Origin of the sequence: Paenibacillus haidiansis, from assembly GCF_036553665.1 — a bacterium.
In the GTDB taxonomy this organism is placed as follows: domain Bacteria; phylum Bacillota; class Bacilli; order Paenibacillales; family Paenibacillaceae; genus Fontibacillus; species Fontibacillus haidiansis.
In genome coordinates this window covers 237,643-253,464 of sequence record NZ_JAZHPZ010000001.1, presented here as the reverse complement: position 1 = coordinate 253,464, position 15,822 = coordinate 237,643, and the positions used below count along the sequence as shown (strand labels likewise).

The following is a 15,822-nucleotide window of genomic DNA, read 5'->3' as shown; positions in this document are numbered from 1 at the left end:
ATAAAGAAAAATAATTTTCGACAGAAGGAATTTACTTTTATGTGTCGAATCCTTATTCTGGAAGAAGAGAAAAGAAAAAAACTTATTCAAATTACTTAAGGAGGACGTAGTCAGTGCAGAAAATCGAAGTGTTATTGGCGGATGATAATCGGGAATTTACAAATTTGCTCGCGGAATATATTTCCGGGCAGGACGATATGATCGTTTCCGGAATCGCTTATAATGGCGAAGAAGTACTCGAGATGATCGACAATGCCGCAAAAGTACCGGATGTATTGATTTTGGACATTATTATGCCGCATCTTGATGGACTCGGTGTATTGGAGCGCTTGCGCGATCTCAATTTGAATCCTCAACCGAAGATCATCATGCTGACCGCTTTCGGTCAAGAAAACATCACGCAGCGTGCCGTGCAATTGGGGGCATCTTACTATATTCTCAAACCGTTTGACATGGATGTGCTCGCGAACCGGATCCGTCAGCTCGTCGGCGTACAAAGCTCGACCGGAACAACTTCTATGCCGTATACCAAATCCAATGTCGTACCTTTGGGCAAAGGAAAAAATTTGGACGCCAACATTACATCGATCATACATGAAATCGGAGTTCCGGCGCATATTAAGGGATATCAATACCTTCGCGAAGCGATCACAATGGTGTACAACAACATCGAAATTTTAGGGGCGATCACCAAGACGCTGTACCCGGCCATCGCCGAGAAATTCAAGACAACGCCTTCCCGGGTAGAACGGGCGATCCGCCATGCCATTGAGGTGGCCTGGACACGCGGCAATATCGACTCCATCAGTCATCTGTTCGGGTATACGATCAACATCAGCAAATCGAAGCCGACCAATTCCGAATTCATCGCGATGGTGGCTGACAAGCTGCGGATTGAGCATAAGGTGTCTTGAAAGGATAAGGATTAAAGCATAGCAATGAACATCATGATCAGGGAATATACACCAAGAATCTTGCCATTATACCTGCCAATAATCGCAAACTAATGCCGCTCTTTTATTGGTTTTACACGGACCAATGAAGGAGCGGTATTTTTATACTTAGGAGATGAATTGCCGGATTGACAGAATATGCCGATAGCGTTATTCTGTATATGAACATATGCTCATATACTAGTTTAGGGGTGTTATAAATGGATAAGTCGATCCATACCTTTTTGACGGAACCCACGATTGAGAGTGTTTCTACCATTTTTAAAGCTTTGTCCGACCCTACACGAATCCGGATTTTATACTTACTGGCCGAGGAAGAGTGCTCGGTCACCCATATTTCCGAGGTATTGGGGCTGTCGCAATCCGCCGTGTCGCATCAGCTCAGCTTCCTGAGAAATATTAGACTCGTCAAATTCAGAAGATCGGCCAACACGCTTTATTACAGTTGCGACGACAATCATGTCATCTCTTTGCTAAGACAGGCGGTTGAACATGCGTCATGCGAAATGGGAGGGGAAGCAAATGCATAAGGAGGAGAAGGATCATTCCCATGCTTGCGCTCATGAGCATGAACATAGCCATGAACATAATCATGGACAGAAACGCGGACATGGGCACGGACACGGCCATCAGCATAGTCATGCACATGGACACCATCACCACGGAGACATTAGCTCGGGCAATAAAAAAGGGCTGATTATCGCGCTTATCATTACAGCTTCGATCGCCGTTCTGGAATTCTTCGGCGGATTGTTCACGAACAGCTTGGCGCTGCTGTCCGACTCCGGTCATATGCTCAGCGACACCAGTTCCCTGGCGTTCAGCCTGCTGGCGATCTGGATTGCCGCGCGCCCTGCGTCCGCCCGTAAAAGCTACGGTTTCTACCGCACGGAAATACTGGCCGCACTGCTGAACGGCGTAACCTTGTTCGTCATTGCCGGCTTTATTATTTGGGAAGCTTACGGGCGGTTGTTAGACCCGCCGACCGTGTCGAGCGGTCCGATGATGCTGATCGCGGCGATCGGCCTGATCGCCAATCTGGCCAGCGCTTGGGCGCTGTTGAGCAAAGGAGATGTGAAGGGGAATATCAATTTCCGCAGCGCCTATCTGCACGTCCTGGGCGATGCGCTCGGTTCGGTGGGGGCCATTATCGGCGGGATCGCGATGTGGGCGTTTGGCTGGTATATTTTTGACCCGATCGTCAGTGTATTGGTTGCTTTGTTGATCCTGAAAGGGGCCTGGGGCGTCATATCCGAATCGGTGCATGTCCTGATGGAAGGGGCGCCCGATGGCATTAGCCTGGAAGAAGTCAAACGGCATCTGGAAAATTTAAAAGGCGTCCGGGAGGTGCATGACCTCCATTTATGGTCGATCACTTCAGGCATGGATTCGTTCAGCTGCCACCTGCTTGTCGGCGAAGAGGAGGATCAGCAGCAAATTCTGCAGGCGGCGATCACCATGCTGGAGGGCGAATTTCAAATTACGCACGCGACGATTCAAATCGAAACATCGCTGATCCGCCATCCCGCACTGCAGATCTAGGCTTATCTTTTGCCTACAGATTCATTTCCCTTGGAGAACATGGTACAATGGACATGTTTTGAGCTTGGATAGGAGGGGATAGACTTGCCGGGCAATAATTTCAATCCGACCCCTTACAGGCAGTTGCTGCTGCATCCCGGGCTGGGGGAAGAGGAGCGGGCATTGGTTCGCGAGCTTCTGGAGAAGGCGGAGCAGATAAGCGCGGAGAATTTGAGGCTGCGGAAAACGATTCAACGTTTATCTTCCGCCAACAGTCCTAAAATGTCCAGCAAATTGCGGGATGCCCTTTACGAATAATCCATAAAAAAATCTTTCCCGGGTGAACGGGAAAGATTTTTTGGTTTATGATTGCGGTTTGGCGGCGGTGTCGCGGGCTTTTTTTCTCGGGCCTGCATAATTGCGCTTCTTGTCGCGGAAAAATATCCAGCCTCCGAGAAAGCCGATGCCGGCGACAAAGAGCAGTAATCCGATGGCGAAATTAAGCCAGTCGAAGGTGACGGTCGCGAGCGAATCGTCGCCGTGCTGGTACATATATTGGAACAAGGCGTCCTTCATTTTCAGGAAGCCGGTCATGGCGGCGATGCCGGGGATGACCAGAATGATGATGGCGATAAACCGGGAGATCATCAACTTCATCGGAATGAGCTACTTCCTTTCCTTCGGAGTCATTTTATTCATCATACCCGTTTCTTCAAATTCTGTCTATTTCGCCGTTTATTTGTATTGGCACGAAAACAAGGTACAATAATGAAAGGCAATTATTCTATACGAATGGTGGAGAGAACCAATGGCAATTACATGCGATGTGGCGATTCTCGGCGGCGGAACCGGGGGATATATCGCCGCGATCCGGGCGGCTCAGCTCGGTAAGGAAGTCGTAATTATAGAACAGGACAAGCTGGGAGGCACCTGCCTGCACCGGGGCTGCATTCCGAGCAAGGCGCTTTTGCGCAGTGCGGAGCTGTATGCCCAGATGAAGGACAGTGCAAGTTTTGGCATCGAAACCAGCGGGGTGTCGCTTGTTTTTCCGAAAGTGCAGGAGAGAAAGCAAGGGGTCGTGGATCAGCTTCACCGCGGCGTGCAATATTTGATGCGTAAACATAAAATCACGGTACTAGAGGGAAAAGGACGCATTATCGGCCCGTCCATCTTCTCGCCGAAAAGCGGGGCGGTCGCGGTGGAATTAAGCGATGGAGAAATGGAGACCGTCGTGCCGACGAACCTCATTATCGCCACGGGCTCGCGTCCCCGCACGCTTCCGGGACTCACCCCCGACGGCTTGCATATTCTAAGCAGCGATGAAGCGCTCGTCTTGGAGGAGCTGCCGGCTTCCATGCTGATCATCGGCGGCGGCGTCATCGGCGTGGAATGGGCGTCCTTGCTCAATGACTTCGGCGTTTCAGTGACGCTGGTGGAAGCCGCCGGGCAATTGCTTCCGGCCGAGGACAAGGAAGTGGCCCGCGAACTGCAAAAGCAGCTGACCAAACGCGGAATTACAGTGCTGACGGGGATGAAAGTACTGACCGAAACGTACGAAGCGAAAGAGGGCCAAGTACATATTTCCGCCCAGCGCCAAGATGGAGAAGTGACGGCACTGCAAGGGGATAAGCTGCTCGTGTCCGTCGGACGCCAGGCCAATGTGGAGAATATCGGGCTTGAAAACACCGATATCGGTGTAAGTCAAGGATTCATTTCCGTAAATGAGCATATGCAGACGACGGAGCCGCATATTTATGCAATCGGCGATTGCATCGGCGGTTTGCAGCTCGCGCATGCGGCGAGCCACGAAGGGCTCGTCGCCGTCAACCATCTCGCCGGCGAGCCGTCCCACGGCTACAATGCCGCACAGGTTCCGCGCTGCGTTTACACCCGGCCGGAGGTCGCGTCGGTCGGGCTGTCCGAACAGGAAGCGAAGGCCCAGGGCCGCGAAGTCAAAACGGCAAAGGTTCCATTTTCCGCCATCGGCAAAGCGCTGGTGCAGGGAGAGCGGGAAGGGTTCGTCAAAATGGTGGCCGACGCCAAGACGAACGATCTCGTCGGCGTGCAAATTATCGGGGCCCATGCGACGGAATTGATCGCCCAGGCGGCGTTGGCCCAATTGCTCGACGCTACGCCTTGGGAAATCGGACAAGCGGTATTCGCCCATCCGTCCCTTTCCGAAATTATCGGGGAAGCCGCTCTGACGATCGAAGGAAGATCCTTGGCTCTTTAAACGCAAGTAATATTTTCTTTTTGCGGCAAAAGGGATTATAATAAGGTTATCCCAAGTCTTAGTACCAGGTTTTAAGATGAGATTAAAATTTGACGAGGGTACTAATTGAAGGAGGTAACTCCCATGAATGCAAAGAGTTCAACAACAACTCAGCCAAAACATGAGCAGCTCGGATTGTCGGATGCCGAAGTGGTGGACATGTACAAATATATGCTGCTCGCGCGGAAATTCGATGAACGGAATTTACTGTTGCAGCGGGCGGGCAAGATTAATTTTCACGTCTCCGGAATCGGCCAGGAAACGGCGCAGGTGGCTGCGGCGTTTGCGCTTGACCGGGAACGGGATTACTTTTTGCCGTATTACCGCGATTACGGCTTCGTGCTTGCGGTTGGCATGACGCTGACGGAATTAATGCTTTCGGCTTTTGCCAAAGCGGACGATCCCAACAGCGGCGGCCGGCAGATGCCGGGGCATTTCGGCTCCAAGCGGCTAAGAATCGTTACCGGCTCCAGCCCGGTGACGACGCAAGTGCCGCATGCCGTCGGCGTGGCACTGGCGGCCAAAATGAAGAAGGAGGACATCGTATCCTTCGTTACTTTCGGGGAAGGCTCAAGTAACCAGGGCGATTTCCATGAGGGCTTGAATTTTGCCGGAGTACAGAAGCTGCCGGTCATTTTCATGTGCGAGAATAACCAGTACGCCATTTCCGTTCCGGTCAAAAAACAGCTCGGCGGGAAGGTGTCCGACCGGGCGCAAGGCTACGGGTTCCCGGGGATACGCGTCGACGGAAACGACGCGCTCGAGGTATACCGGGTCGTTAAGGAAGCTCGCGAACGCGCGGTTCGCGGCGAAGGCCCGACCTTGATCGAAGCGATGATGTACCGGTTATCGCCTCACTCGACTTCCGACAATGATCTGGCTTACCGGACCAAGGAGGAAGTCGATGAGAACTGGAAGAAGGACGGCATTCCGAAGTTGAAGCAGTATCTGGTCGAGCATGGTTTGTGGAGCGAGGAGCAGGACGAGGCGCTGCTTAGAGAGATTTCGCAGCAGTTGAAAGACGCGATCGGAGCGGCCGAACTGGCTCCGTTTCCGCAGCCGGAAGATACGCTCAAGCATGTTTATGCCAGCGAAGGGGAGGAATAGGACATGCCGGTTATGGAATATATCGACGCGATTCGTCTGGCGATGAAGGAAGAGATGGAGCGGGACGAAAACGTGTTTGTGCTAGGGGAAGACGTCGGCGTGAAGGGCGGCGTATTTACGACAACGAAAGGCCTGCAGGAACAGTTTGGGGAAACGCGGGTCATCGACACGCCGCTGACGGAATCGGCGATCGCCGGGGTGGCCATCGGTGCCGCCATGTACGGCATGAAGCCGATCGCGGAAATGCAATATTCCGATTTTATGCTGCCTGCGACGAACCAGATCATCAGCGAAGCGGCCAAAATCCGCTACCGCTCCAACAATGACTGGAATTGTCCGGTGGTTGTCCGCGCGCCGATCGGCGGGGGGATTTTCGGCGGGCTGTACCACTCCCAGTGCCCGGAATCGATCTTTTTCGGAACGCCTGGCCTGAAGATTGTGGCGCCGTATTCGGCTTACGACGCGAAGGGCTTGCTGAAAGCGGCCGTCAGAGATCCCGATCCGGTCCTGTTTTTCGAGAACAAGAAATGCTACAAGCTGATCAAAGAGGATGTGCCTGAAGACGACTATGTCGTACCGATCGGCAAGGCGAACGTGCTGCGGGAAGGAACGGATATTACCGTCATCGGTTACAGCCTGCCGCTGCATTTTGCAATGCAGGCCGCGGCGGAGCTGGAAGCGGAGCAGGGAATCAGCTCGCATATTCTCGACCTGCGGACGATTCAGCCGCTGGATCGCGAAGCGATTATCGCCGCTGTGAGAAAGACGGGCAAGGTGCTGATCGTACACGAGGACAACAAAACGGGCGGCGTGGGTGCGGAAGTATCGGCCATCATCGCCGAGGAATGCCTGTTTGAGCTGGATGCTCCGGTGCAAAGACTTTGCGGACCGGACGTGCCGGCGATGCCGATCAGCCCGCCGATGGAAAAATTCTTTATGCTGAACAAGGACAAATTGAAGGAAGCCATGCTGCAGTTGGCTCTTTTCTAGGATATGTGCGCGCGCGTTCGTAGGCATTAAGCCTACCCGGACAACCTCTTATGGGAGTGAGTGAATTATGCCATCCAATAAACAATTAACCGACGTCGTTATGCCTCAGCTTGCGGAATCGCTAGTATCCGCGACAATCGGCAAATGGCTGAAAAAGCCGGGCGACACCGTGGAACAATACGAACCGATTTGCGAAGTCATTACCGACAAGGTCAACGCGGAAATTCCGTCGACGCTCGACGGGGTGATGGGCGAGCTTCTGGCCGAGGAGGGCCAGGAGATATCGGTCGGGACCGTGATCTGCCGGATCGAGACGGAAGTTGCGGCCGAAGGGCCGGCCGCTTCCAGTACTCAGCCAGCCGCAGCCGCCGTGAGCGCGGCGCCTGCGGCCGCCGACGGTGCGCAGCGCAGCCGGTTCTCGCCGGCCGTGCAGACGCTTGCCGCCGAGCACGGCGTCGATCTGCGGTCCGTGCCGGGCACCGGCCTGGGCGGCCGCATCACGCGCAAGGATGTGCTCGCCTACATCGAGCGCGGCGGAGCCGCAACGGCCGCCGCGACAGCAGCTGCACCAGCTCCGCAGCCGCCGGTGCAGCTGCAGGCCAATTTGGCCGCGCAGCAATCCGCCGACATGAGCCGGGCGGCGTTCGAGCCGGTGCGCCATTCCGGCCTGCATTTGACCGAGACGCCGCGGATCCCGACGATCGAAGTCGAGGAGGGGGACCGTTCCGAATATTTTATCGACGTGACCCCGATCCGCAATACGATCGCCACCCGGATGCGGCAGAGCGTATCGGAAATTCCGCACGGCTGGATGATGATCGAAGTCGACGTCACCAACCTCGTGCAGCTGCGCAACAAAATCAAGGACGAGTTCAAGCGCAAGGAAGGCGTCAACCTGACTTACCTGGCCTTCCTGCTTAAAGCGGTGGTCAGCGCGATTAAGGATTACCCGATCATGAACTCGGTCTGGGCCGTGGATAAAATTATCGTCAAGCGCGATATCAATATTTCGCTGGCAGTCGGGACGGAGGATTCCGTATTGACCCCGGTCATCAAGAAGGCGGACCAGAAGAACATCGCCGGTCTGGCCCGGGAAATCGAAGAGCTCGCTACCAAGGTGAGAGCCGGCAAGCTGAAGCTCGACGACATGCAGGGCGGGACTTTTACCGTAAATAATACCGGCTCGTTCGGGTCGATTTTGACCCAGCCGATCATCAACTATCCGCAGGCGGCGATTCTGACCTTCGAATCGATCGTGAAGAAGCCGGTCGTCATCAACGACATGATCGCGGTGCGTTCGATGGCCAATCTGTGCCTGTCGCTGGATCACCGGATCTTGGACGGGGTCATCTGCGGACGTTTCATGCAGCGCGTGAAAGACAATATGGAGAGCTATTCCTTGGACACTCAAGTTTATTGAGAAGAAAGGGCGAAAGCAAAATGACGAAATCCTTAACAATTACGTATATTCCCGAAATCGAATACGGGGTGGCCTGGGACAAACAGAAGCAGCTCGTTAAGGCGATCGATGAACAGCAGCAGGATGAACACCTGCTGCTGCTTCAGCATCCGCCGACTTATACGATCGGCTCGCAGCGCCATCCCGAACATTTGCTGCTCGGACCGGATCAGCTTCGCGAACGGGGGATTTCCGTATTTGAAATCGACCGGGGCGGAGACATTACATATCATGGGCCCGGGCAGCTCGTCGGTTATCCGCTGATTTGGCTTGACGGCGGGAAAGGTTTGGATTTGCACGGGTATTTACGCAGTCTGGAGCAGGTCGTTATCGATTATTTGCGGCAATACGGGATTGAAGGATCGAGAAAGCCGGAATATACCGGCGTTTGGGTCGGGGATGAAAAAATATGCGCCATCGGCGTGAAATTCAACAAATGCCGCCACCGCAAAGGCTTCATCACCAGCCATGGCTTTGCCTTTAACGTAAAGTCCGGCATTCAGGAGGAAGGCTTCCGGGGGATCATTCCTTGCGGGATACAGGAATACGGCGTTACGTCGCTGGAGGACGTTACCGGCCGGCCGTTCACCGTGGAGGAGACGGCGCAGGAGATCGTGCCTTTTTTTAAACGCGTGTTCGGTTACTAAACGGGGAACACTACGCTTGGAATTTAGCGCAGCAGTAAAGGCTCCAGTAAAGCGAGCAGCGTGGAAGCGACCATCGCGAACAGCATCACGTAAACAACAATTTTAAACCATTTTTTTTGCATAGCTCATAAAACTCCTTAACTAACATAATTTTTGAACATGCATCTATATTAATTCATATTAACGTAAAAATGAAAGCGGGGAAAGTCCGTTGATCAACAAGGAGAGAGTCATCGAACAATTTCTGGAGCTGGTACAGATCGACAGCGAGACGAAGCACGAGCGGAAAATCGCCGATGTGCTTAAAAGCAAATTTACCGAGCTGGGACTGGAAGTCGTGGAGGATGACACCGCGTCCAAAACCGGCCACGGTGCGGGTAACCTGGTGGCCACACTCAAAGCCAGCGGCGAGGAGACGGCCAGCGTCGCTCCATTCCTGTTCACCTGCCATATGGATACGGTTGCGCCGGGCAAGGGGGTAAAACCGGTTATCGGCGAAGACGGTTGGATCCGCAGCGACGGCACGACGATTCTCGGCTCGGATGACAAGGCCGGGGTCGCGGCGCTGCTGGAAGTGATCCGTACGCTGCGGGAGAACAATCTGCCGCACGGTCAAATCCAGTTTGTCATCACCGTCGGTGAAGAGATGGCCTTGACCGGTTCGCGGGCGATGGACGGCAGCTTGCTGGACGCCAAATACGGCTTTGCGATCGATTCCAACGGGGACGTGGGCACGATCTGTATCGGAGCGCCGACCCGGGCCCAGATCGATATCGAAATTTACGGCAAATCGGCGCACGCGGGAGTGAATCCGGAAGATGGCATCAGCGCCATCCAGGTGGCCGGCAAAGCGATTGCCCGCATGAAGCTCGGGCGGATTGACGAGACAACGACGGCGAATATCGGAAAATTCGAGGGCGGGGGCGAAACGAATATCGTGCCGGACTACGTCAAATTATACGCCGAAGCCCGCAGCACCTCGCAGGAGAAGATCGAACGGCAGATCGAAAGCATGAAGGAAGCGGTGGAAGCCGCCTGCCGCGATGTCGGGACGAAATATACCTTCCACAGCGAGCTTGCCTATCCGGCCTTCCATTTTACGGAAGATGACGATGTGGTTATACTGGCGAAGCGAGCCGCGGCCCAGCTCGGCTTGTCCGGCGATACCTTCGTCTCCGGCGGAGGCAGCGATGCCAATGTGTTTAACGGACTGGGGATTCCGACCGTCAACCTGGCCGTCGGATATGAGAATATCCATACGACCGAGGAGCGCATTAAGGCGGCGGATATTGTAAAAGTGACCGAATTTGCATTAGAAATCGTCGCTCAGTCTTTAAAATAAACGTTTAAACGCCCGGTAGGCCTTGCGGCAGCCGGGCGTTTCTATTGCAGCGTACCGGAGGTAGAGGCCGGCAAATTCCGGCTTTGTGCGACGGACCAGACGGTGTGCCAATTCGTACTGTCAATGATCCGCAGCGCTTCCGTAATATTATTTAAATATTGTTCGATTTTGCGCTGCTCTTCTTCCCCGGGACGGTACAGTTCGACCCGACCGAGCAAATGGTTCATCGTCGTCTGCAAATAACAGGAACATGCCGCAAACCGGGCGCGGGCCATTTCCGGCGAGCCTTCGGCAAGCCGCTCGAAAATCGGGGCCGCCTCTTCGAACCTGCCCTCGTCATGCAGTATCTCCGCAAAAATAAAGGCCACATTCCTGAAAGAAGGGCGGTCTCCCGCGAGCAGTGAAAGGTCCAGGCCGCTAAGCCCGGCTTTGGCTTTCTCCGTATAACCTTCCTCATATAGCGATTGAATGAATTCACACCAAAAGTATGTATTGTCCGCTTCCACGGCGAGCTTCCGAGCGGCCTCAAGCAGGCCGAGCCCGACGGCGCGCCGGATCACGCCTTGATTCAAAAGCCTGGCATCTACCGGTATTCGCGTTTTTCCTGAACCGGTTTCGAGACAGGCCTGTCCAAGGAAGGACAGTTCCTCCAATGATACCAGGAATGGTTCCGAGCTTTGCTGCCCTCGCTCCGATTTCCAGTCCCGGATGACCTGGAGGGCGGTTTGAATCTTGCCGCAGTGGAAGAGGCATTCCAGATATATGAGACAAAGCTCTTCATCCTGCGGCAAAGCGGCGGAGAAAGTCGACAAAGCGTTTTTATATTCTCCAAGCCGGTATAGGGTCTTAATATCATCATATTGCACATGAAATCCCTCCTTTACCCATTAACCAGAATTTTGACGAATGAATAATGAAATTGTCGTAAAATTCGAAAATTATTTGCCGCGATGCGATTGGATGAAATCCTTCAGCTTCGTCTCGGCCCCAGCTTCCTTTTTCCATTGCGACAACAAAATGCGGACCTGCCAGGCTTTGCCCTGGGCGCGCAACCGGTCATGGGAAAAATAGCTTTTCATGAATGCTGCTCCTTTTTCTAAGGGTTTGGTATAATAACACCATATGTTCGCAACGGACAAGTTATGACAGGGGGAAGAATTCAATGACAAATGATCGTTTGATCGAAAAAACAATCACCACCGAGCCGGTATTCAGCGGCAAGGTGATCTCGTTGCAAATCGACACGGTTGAACTGCCCGACGGTAGCCGGGGAACGCGGGAAATCATTCGGCATCCTGGGGCGGTAGCCGTATTGGCCGTACATGAAGGGCGCCTGCTTCTGGTGGACCAGTTCCGTCAGGCGATGGGACGCTGCGAGCTGGAAATTCCGGCGGGGAAGCTGGAGAAGGGCGAAGATCCGATGGAGGCCGCGCGTCGGGAGCTGCAGGAAGAAACCGGCTATCGCTGCGGTAAAATCAAGCTGCTTCATTCCTTTTACACGTCTCCGGGTTTTGCGGACGAAATCATTCATTTATATTTGGCGGAAGAGCTTACAGCCGGGGAGATGGCGCCGGACGAAGACGAGTTTCTTGAAGTGATCGAAGCTTCGTTCGAAGAGGTGCAGAGCTATATCGCGGATGGCCGGATCGCCGATGCGAAGACGATCCTGGCGGCTTATATCTGGCAGCTCCAATTGGCGAAACCGGCAGGTTCGGTGCTGAAATGACAAATCAGACTCAGACCCTGGCTCCAGAGTTGACCTCCGTTTTCGCCGATCTGCACATCCATATCGGACGGACCGGCAAGGGAGCTCCGGTGAAAATCAGCGGCAGTCGCGATCTCACTTTCGCCAATATCGCCAAAGAAGCGGCCGAGCGGAAAGGCATCCATCTTATAGGCATCATCGATTGCCACGCCCCCGGGGTCCAAGAGGATATTATCGCCAGCTTGGATCAGGGGGAAATGCGGGAGCTGGCGGAGGGGGGCATCGCTTACAAGGAAACGACCATATTGCTCGGCACGGAACTGGAAATCCGCGAGCCCGGGATGGGACCGGCCCATTTGCTGGCGTTCTTCCCCGACTTGAAGACGATATCCGCTTTTACCGGCTGGCTGGAAAAACGGATGAAGAACGTTTCGCTTAGCTCCCAACGGGTGTATGCGCCTGCCCACGCGCTGCAGGAGGAAGTATATGCGCGAGGCGGGATGGTGATCCCGGCGCATATTTTCACGCCGCATCGCAGCATTTACGGCAGCTGCGCGCCGCGGATCGCCGATGTGCTCGATCCGGAGCTAATCAGCGCCGTCGAGCTCGGCTTAAGCGCCGACAGCGAGATGGCGGGGCTCATTAGCGAGCTGGACCGCTACACGATCCTGACCAATTCGGACGCACATTCGCTCGGCAAAATCGGCAGAGAGTACAATGAGCTGCTCCTGCAGGCACCGAATTACCGCGAGTTCGAGAAGGCGCTGCAGGGGATCGAAGGGCGGAAGGTCGCGGGCAATTACGGCCTTAATCCGCGGCTCGGCAAATATCACAGAACCTATTGCGGCGGGTGCAGCTATATTATCGACGAGTCCGAGGCGGCGGTGGACCGCTGCCCTTATTGCGGAAGCCCCAAGCTCGTCCGCGGCGTGCTCGACCGGATCCGCTCGATCGCCGACCGTCCGGCGCCGCAAATTCCGCCGCATCGTCCAGCCTATCATTACCAGGTGCCGCTCGAATTTATCCCCGGCCTCGGACCGGCCAAGCTCAAGCTGCTGCTGCAAAACTTCGGCACGGAGATGAACATTTTGCACCGTGTGCCGGAGGAGGAGCTGGCGCGGGTTGTCGGCGAGGAGCTGGCCGGTCATATATCCGCCGCGCGCGGCGGGAAGCTGCGTCTTGAATCCGGCGGCGGCGGAATTTACGGCAAAGTGGCCAAATCCCAAAACTGACCCTTTGGGCTAGCATACGGGGAACGGCTTGTTCATAGATTGGTATAAAGATATCGATGAACAAGTTGGGAGGCCCGCTATGCTTCAACCTTTTCGCCACACGCTTAAGGATCAGACGCCGCTCTATGTATTTGTCGCCGCGTTGTTTTTGATGGGCGTCGTATTTGGAGCATTGATGGTTAATGCGCTGACGCTGGAGCAGCAGCAGGATCTGTCGCGGTATTTGGGCAATTTCTTCCTCTCGGTGAACGAAGGCGGAGATGAGTTTCAATTAATGTCTTATTGGGAAATCGCCGCCCTCCATTTAAAATGGTTAGGACTAATCTGGTTGTTCGGACTGTCCGTCATCGGCCTGCCGGGAATCCTGATTTTGGACTTCTTCAAGGGGGTTCTGATCGGGTTTACCGTCGGATGTCTGGTGGGCCAGTTTACGTGGAAAGGACTGCTGTTTGCGCTCGTATCCGTGGCTCCGCACAATCTGATCGTCATACCCGCGCTCGTGGTCAGCAGCGTCGCGGCGATCGGTTTCTCGCTCGGGATCATCCGCAACCGGGTGCTGTTAAACCGCGGGGGAAGCTTCGCCCGTCCGTTCTGGTCCTATACCGGGCTAACCCTGACGATGGCTGTTCTGCTGATGGCGGTCGCCTCGTTCGAAACCTTTGTGACTCCGGCCTTAATGAGCTGGGTGACACCTATGCTGGCTCAGAATACGCTGTAGCTTTTGCAAATAATAAGAGCCGGTGATTGCCAGCTCACTTATAACCCGCATCCCTGGCGCGAACCCCTGGAAAGCGGGTTGTTTTCGTTGTGGCCCCAATTTTAACGGACATAGATGTCCGCTAGTGCCGAAATTCTGTGAAGTTTACTTTCTGACGGACATTCGTGACCATTAGCGCTTCAATTCACCCGTTTTGGTTTGAATTGGAGCCCCTAACGGACAAATGTGTCCTTTAAAATCCAAATGAGCGAATGTTCAAGCTTTTACAGTCACGGATGTCCGTTAAACCCTGTAAACCCACTTTTCAAATCGGCAACGAACTGATAAGTACGATAACGTTGCTGCCCGTTGGTCACGACCAGTAAATTCTGGTTCACCAGTTTGTTCAGAATTCGTCTTGCCTGTCTGTCGGAGCGCTGCAAATGTAACGCCAATTCTTTGGATGTGAAGGAGCGCATGATCCCGCGTGCATACCGCAGCGTTTCCGTTTCGCACCAATCGAGCGATTGGCTTGCGCTTGCACCGGATATAGAAATGAACTTGCCGATAAAAGTAAGCACCAGTTGTTTGCAAACTTCCGGTTCTTCGACAATCGACAGATAAGCTATGGGCAGAAACAACCATCCGTCCAGCGTTAAGTATGCTTGCTTCATGCACAAATCTTTAAATCGCCATGTTTCAATGTCCCTGGCATGGGAACGGTAACCCTGGATTTCGATGCATCCTTTAGCTCCTTTCGGCATATAGGCAAGGTCCAAATATCGATATCGGTTTCCGAAGTCTCTAACTTCCCATTCCGCATACAAATGATCCAAATTGCCCACAGCGGGGTACCAGACGGTTCGCAAAAATTCAATCGTTCCGTGACCCAGCCCTTTTTGAAGCAATTCGCGCCTTCTCGGATTGGTTTCTTCAACAATCTGTCTGTTCATCCATTCGTTCATTTTGGTTTCAAAAACAATCAAAGATAACTACCTCTCTTTCCTCGGATAATTATAAAAAATGCCGCCTTGATCACGAAACATTCCATGTTTCATGAACAAAGCGGCATGTGCTTCACGCCAATTTAATTAGCTTCAGTATAATTCAAGAAATAAAGCCTCGACAAGCGAGTTTTTAAATCGTCAATTCCTATTGTATTACGAATCGCGTGGTTCGCCAGAAATGTTTGACTTTGTTGATTCGCTCCCCCTATAATGAAAGAAGTGATTTATTGTTGCTAGTTGCGGCATATCCTGGGGGGGAGAACATGGAAGCAAAGATCGATAAAATTAAACAGCAGCTGCAATCCCACGGTTATAAGTTGACGCCCCAACGGGAAGCGACAGTTCGAGTTCTGTTAGAGAATGAAGATGACCATCTCAGCGCGGAAGATGTTTTCATGCTGGTGAAAGATAAAGCTCCGGAGATCGGCCTGGCCACGGTTTACCGTACGCTGGAGCTGCTTAGCGAGCTTCATGTCGTGGAAAAGATCAATTTCGGGGACGGCGTTGCCCGGTATGATCTAAGAACGGATACGACCAAGCACCATCATCACCACCTGATCTGCGTACAGTGCGGTGCCATGGACGAAATCCGGGAGGATTGGCTCGGACCGCTCGAGGAGCGTCTGGAGAAGGAATACAATTTTACCGTTCTGGATCACCGCCTCGATTTCCAAGGCATTTGCTACCGCTGCAAAGACAAGGGCGGAGACCGGCCGGGAAACGGCAACAAGAAAGAATAGAGCAAAGCTCCAAACGGCACGGCCGTTAGGGGCTTTTTTAGTCCGTTGTTTTTGCGGTGATCCGTCTCGATTGACAAAGACCACGGAAGAGAGCAGTCGGTCTTCATATCCCGCATACTTGTCGTTCTCTCCTTATATACTGATACAAAA

Annotated in this window: 19 protein-coding genes; 14 read left to right on the top strand and 5 right to left on the bottom strand. The window is 53.5% G+C overall.

Translation table 11 applies throughout. The features are described 5' to 3' along the window. Positions 1-113 precede the first annotated feature (113 nt). The 4 genes from spo0A to V3851_RS01235 all read left to right on the top strand — a co-directional run bounded on the left by spo0A (position 114) and on the right by V3851_RS01235 (position 2,792). Positions 114-914 (top strand): sporulation transcription factor Spo0A, encoded by an 801-nt coding sequence (spo0A, locus tag V3851_RS01250; protein WP_331844674.1) that lies wholly within the window; start codon positions 114-116, stop codon positions 912-914. Positions 915-1,153: 239 nt separating this feature from the next. Next, the gene (locus V3851_RS01245; protein WP_331844673.1) at positions 1,154-1,483 is read left to right on the top strand and encodes an ArsR/SmtB family transcription factor; all 330 of its coding nucleotides are present in this window, start codon (positions 1,154-1,156) and stop codon (positions 1,481-1,483) included. Beyond that, complete coding sequence (locus V3851_RS01240) at positions 1,476-2,495, top strand: cation diffusion facilitator family transporter (RefSeq protein ID WP_331844672.1); 1,020 nt, start codon at positions 1,476-1,478, stop codon at positions 2,493-2,495. The genes V3851_RS01245 and V3851_RS01240 overlap by 8 nt, the downstream gene beginning before the upstream one ends. Positions 2,496-2,579: 84 nt before the next feature. After that, positions 2,580-2,792 carry a hypothetical protein gene (locus tag V3851_RS01235; protein WP_331844671.1) on the top strand — a complete coding sequence of 71 codons (213 nt, stop codon included), beginning with the start codon at positions 2,580-2,582 and terminating at the stop codon, positions 2,790-2,792. Between the two features lie 45 nt (positions 2,793-2,837). Here the strand turns inward: V3851_RS01235 and V3851_RS01230 are convergent, their stop codons facing one another. Further along, complete coding sequence (locus V3851_RS01230) at positions 2,838-3,131, bottom strand: DUF2627 domain-containing protein (protein ID WP_331844670.1); 294 nt, start codon at positions 3,129-3,131, stop codon at positions 2,838-2,840. 151 nt (positions 3,132-3,282) lie between these two features. On the opposite strand from V3851_RS01230, the gene lpdA reads away from it, so the two are divergent. The 5 genes from lpdA (at position 3,283) to lipB (ending at position 8,949) form a co-directional block, all read left to right on the top strand. Further along, positions 3,283-4,707, top strand: a complete 1,425-nt coding sequence (gene lpdA, locus V3851_RS01225; RefSeq protein ID WP_331844669.1) for a dihydrolipoyl dehydrogenase — start codon at positions 3,283-3,285, stop codon at positions 4,705-4,707. Positions 4,708-4,830: 123 nt separating this feature from the next. Continuing rightward, complete coding sequence (locus V3851_RS01220) at positions 4,831-5,853, top strand: thiamine pyrophosphate-dependent dehydrogenase E1 component subunit alpha (protein ID WP_331844668.1); 1,023 nt, start codon at positions 4,831-4,833, stop codon at positions 5,851-5,853. Positions 5,854-5,856: 3 nt separating this feature from the next. After that, positions 5,857-6,843 (top strand): alpha-ketoacid dehydrogenase subunit beta, encoded by a 987-nt coding sequence (locus V3851_RS01215; protein ID WP_331844667.1) that lies wholly within the window; start codon positions 5,857-5,859, stop codon positions 6,841-6,843. A 67-nt stretch (positions 6,844-6,910) separates the two neighbouring features. After that, positions 6,911-8,263, top strand: a complete 1,353-nt coding sequence (locus tag V3851_RS01210) for a dihydrolipoamide acetyltransferase family protein (protein WP_331844666.1) — start codon at positions 6,911-6,913, stop codon at positions 8,261-8,263. A gap of 20 nt (positions 8,264-8,283) precedes the next feature. Then, positions 8,284-8,949 carry a lipoyl(octanoyl) transferase LipB gene (lipB, locus tag V3851_RS01205; protein WP_331844665.1) on the top strand — a complete coding sequence of 222 codons (666 nt, stop codon included), beginning with the start codon at positions 8,284-8,286 and terminating at the stop codon, positions 8,947-8,949. A gap of 23 nt (positions 8,950-8,972) precedes the next feature. Here lipB and prli42 read toward each other — a convergent pair whose 3' ends face one another. After that, positions 8,973-9,071, bottom strand: a complete 99-nt coding sequence (gene prli42, locus V3851_RS01200; RefSeq protein WP_331844664.1) for a stressosome-associated protein Prli42 — start codon at positions 9,069-9,071, stop codon at positions 8,973-8,975. A gap of 89 nt (positions 9,072-9,160) precedes the next feature. Between prli42 and V3851_RS01195 the strand changes: the two genes are divergently transcribed. Continuing rightward, positions 9,161-10,291, top strand: coding sequence for a M20/M25/M40 family metallo-hydrolase (locus tag V3851_RS01195; RefSeq protein ID WP_331844663.1), 1,131 nt, complete (start codon positions 9,161-9,163; stop codon positions 10,289-10,291). A 41-nt stretch (positions 10,292-10,332) separates the two neighbouring features. Here V3851_RS01195 and V3851_RS01190 read toward each other — a convergent pair whose 3' ends face one another. Next, entirely contained in the window at positions 10,333-11,157 is an 825-nt protein-coding gene (locus V3851_RS01190; protein WP_331844662.1) for a tetratricopeptide repeat protein, read from the bottom strand. 72 nt (positions 11,158-11,229) lie between these two features. Beyond that, entirely contained in the window at positions 11,230-11,370 is a 141-nt protein-coding gene (locus tag V3851_RS01185; RefSeq protein ID WP_331844661.1) for a Z-ring formation inhibitor MciZ, read from the bottom strand. 83 nt (positions 11,371-11,453) lie between these two features. On the opposite strand from V3851_RS01185, the gene V3851_RS01180 reads away from it, so the two are divergent. The 3 genes from V3851_RS01180 to spoIIM all read left to right on the top strand — a co-directional run bounded on the left by V3851_RS01180 (position 11,454) and on the right by spoIIM (position 13,946). Beyond that, on the top strand, positions 11,454-12,017 hold the full coding sequence (locus V3851_RS01180; RefSeq protein WP_331844660.1) for an NUDIX hydrolase: 564 nt from the start codon (positions 11,454-11,456) through the stop codon (positions 12,015-12,017). Beyond that, positions 12,014-13,228 (top strand): endonuclease Q family protein, encoded by a 1,215-nt coding sequence (locus V3851_RS01175; protein WP_331844659.1) that lies wholly within the window; start codon positions 12,014-12,016, stop codon positions 13,226-13,228. The genes V3851_RS01180 and V3851_RS01175 overlap by 4 nt, the downstream gene beginning before the upstream one ends. 79 nt (positions 13,229-13,307) lie before the next feature. Next, positions 13,308-13,946, top strand: coding sequence for a stage II sporulation protein M (spoIIM, locus tag V3851_RS01170; protein ID WP_331844658.1), 639 nt, complete (start codon positions 13,308-13,310; stop codon positions 13,944-13,946). A 269-nt stretch (positions 13,947-14,215) separates the two neighbouring features. Here the strand turns inward: spoIIM and V3851_RS01165 are convergent, their stop codons facing one another. Then, complete coding sequence (locus tag V3851_RS01165) at positions 14,216-14,911, bottom strand: transcriptional regulator (protein ID WP_331844657.1); 696 nt, start codon at positions 14,909-14,911, stop codon at positions 14,216-14,218. A 284-nt stretch (positions 14,912-15,195) separates the two neighbouring features. Between V3851_RS01165 and fur the strand changes: the two genes are divergently transcribed. Next, the gene (gene fur, locus V3851_RS01160; RefSeq protein ID WP_331844656.1) at positions 15,196-15,672 is read left to right on the top strand and encodes a ferric iron uptake transcriptional regulator; all 477 of its coding nucleotides are present in this window, start codon (positions 15,196-15,198) and stop codon (positions 15,670-15,672) included. Positions 15,673-15,822 lie beyond the last annotated feature (150 nt).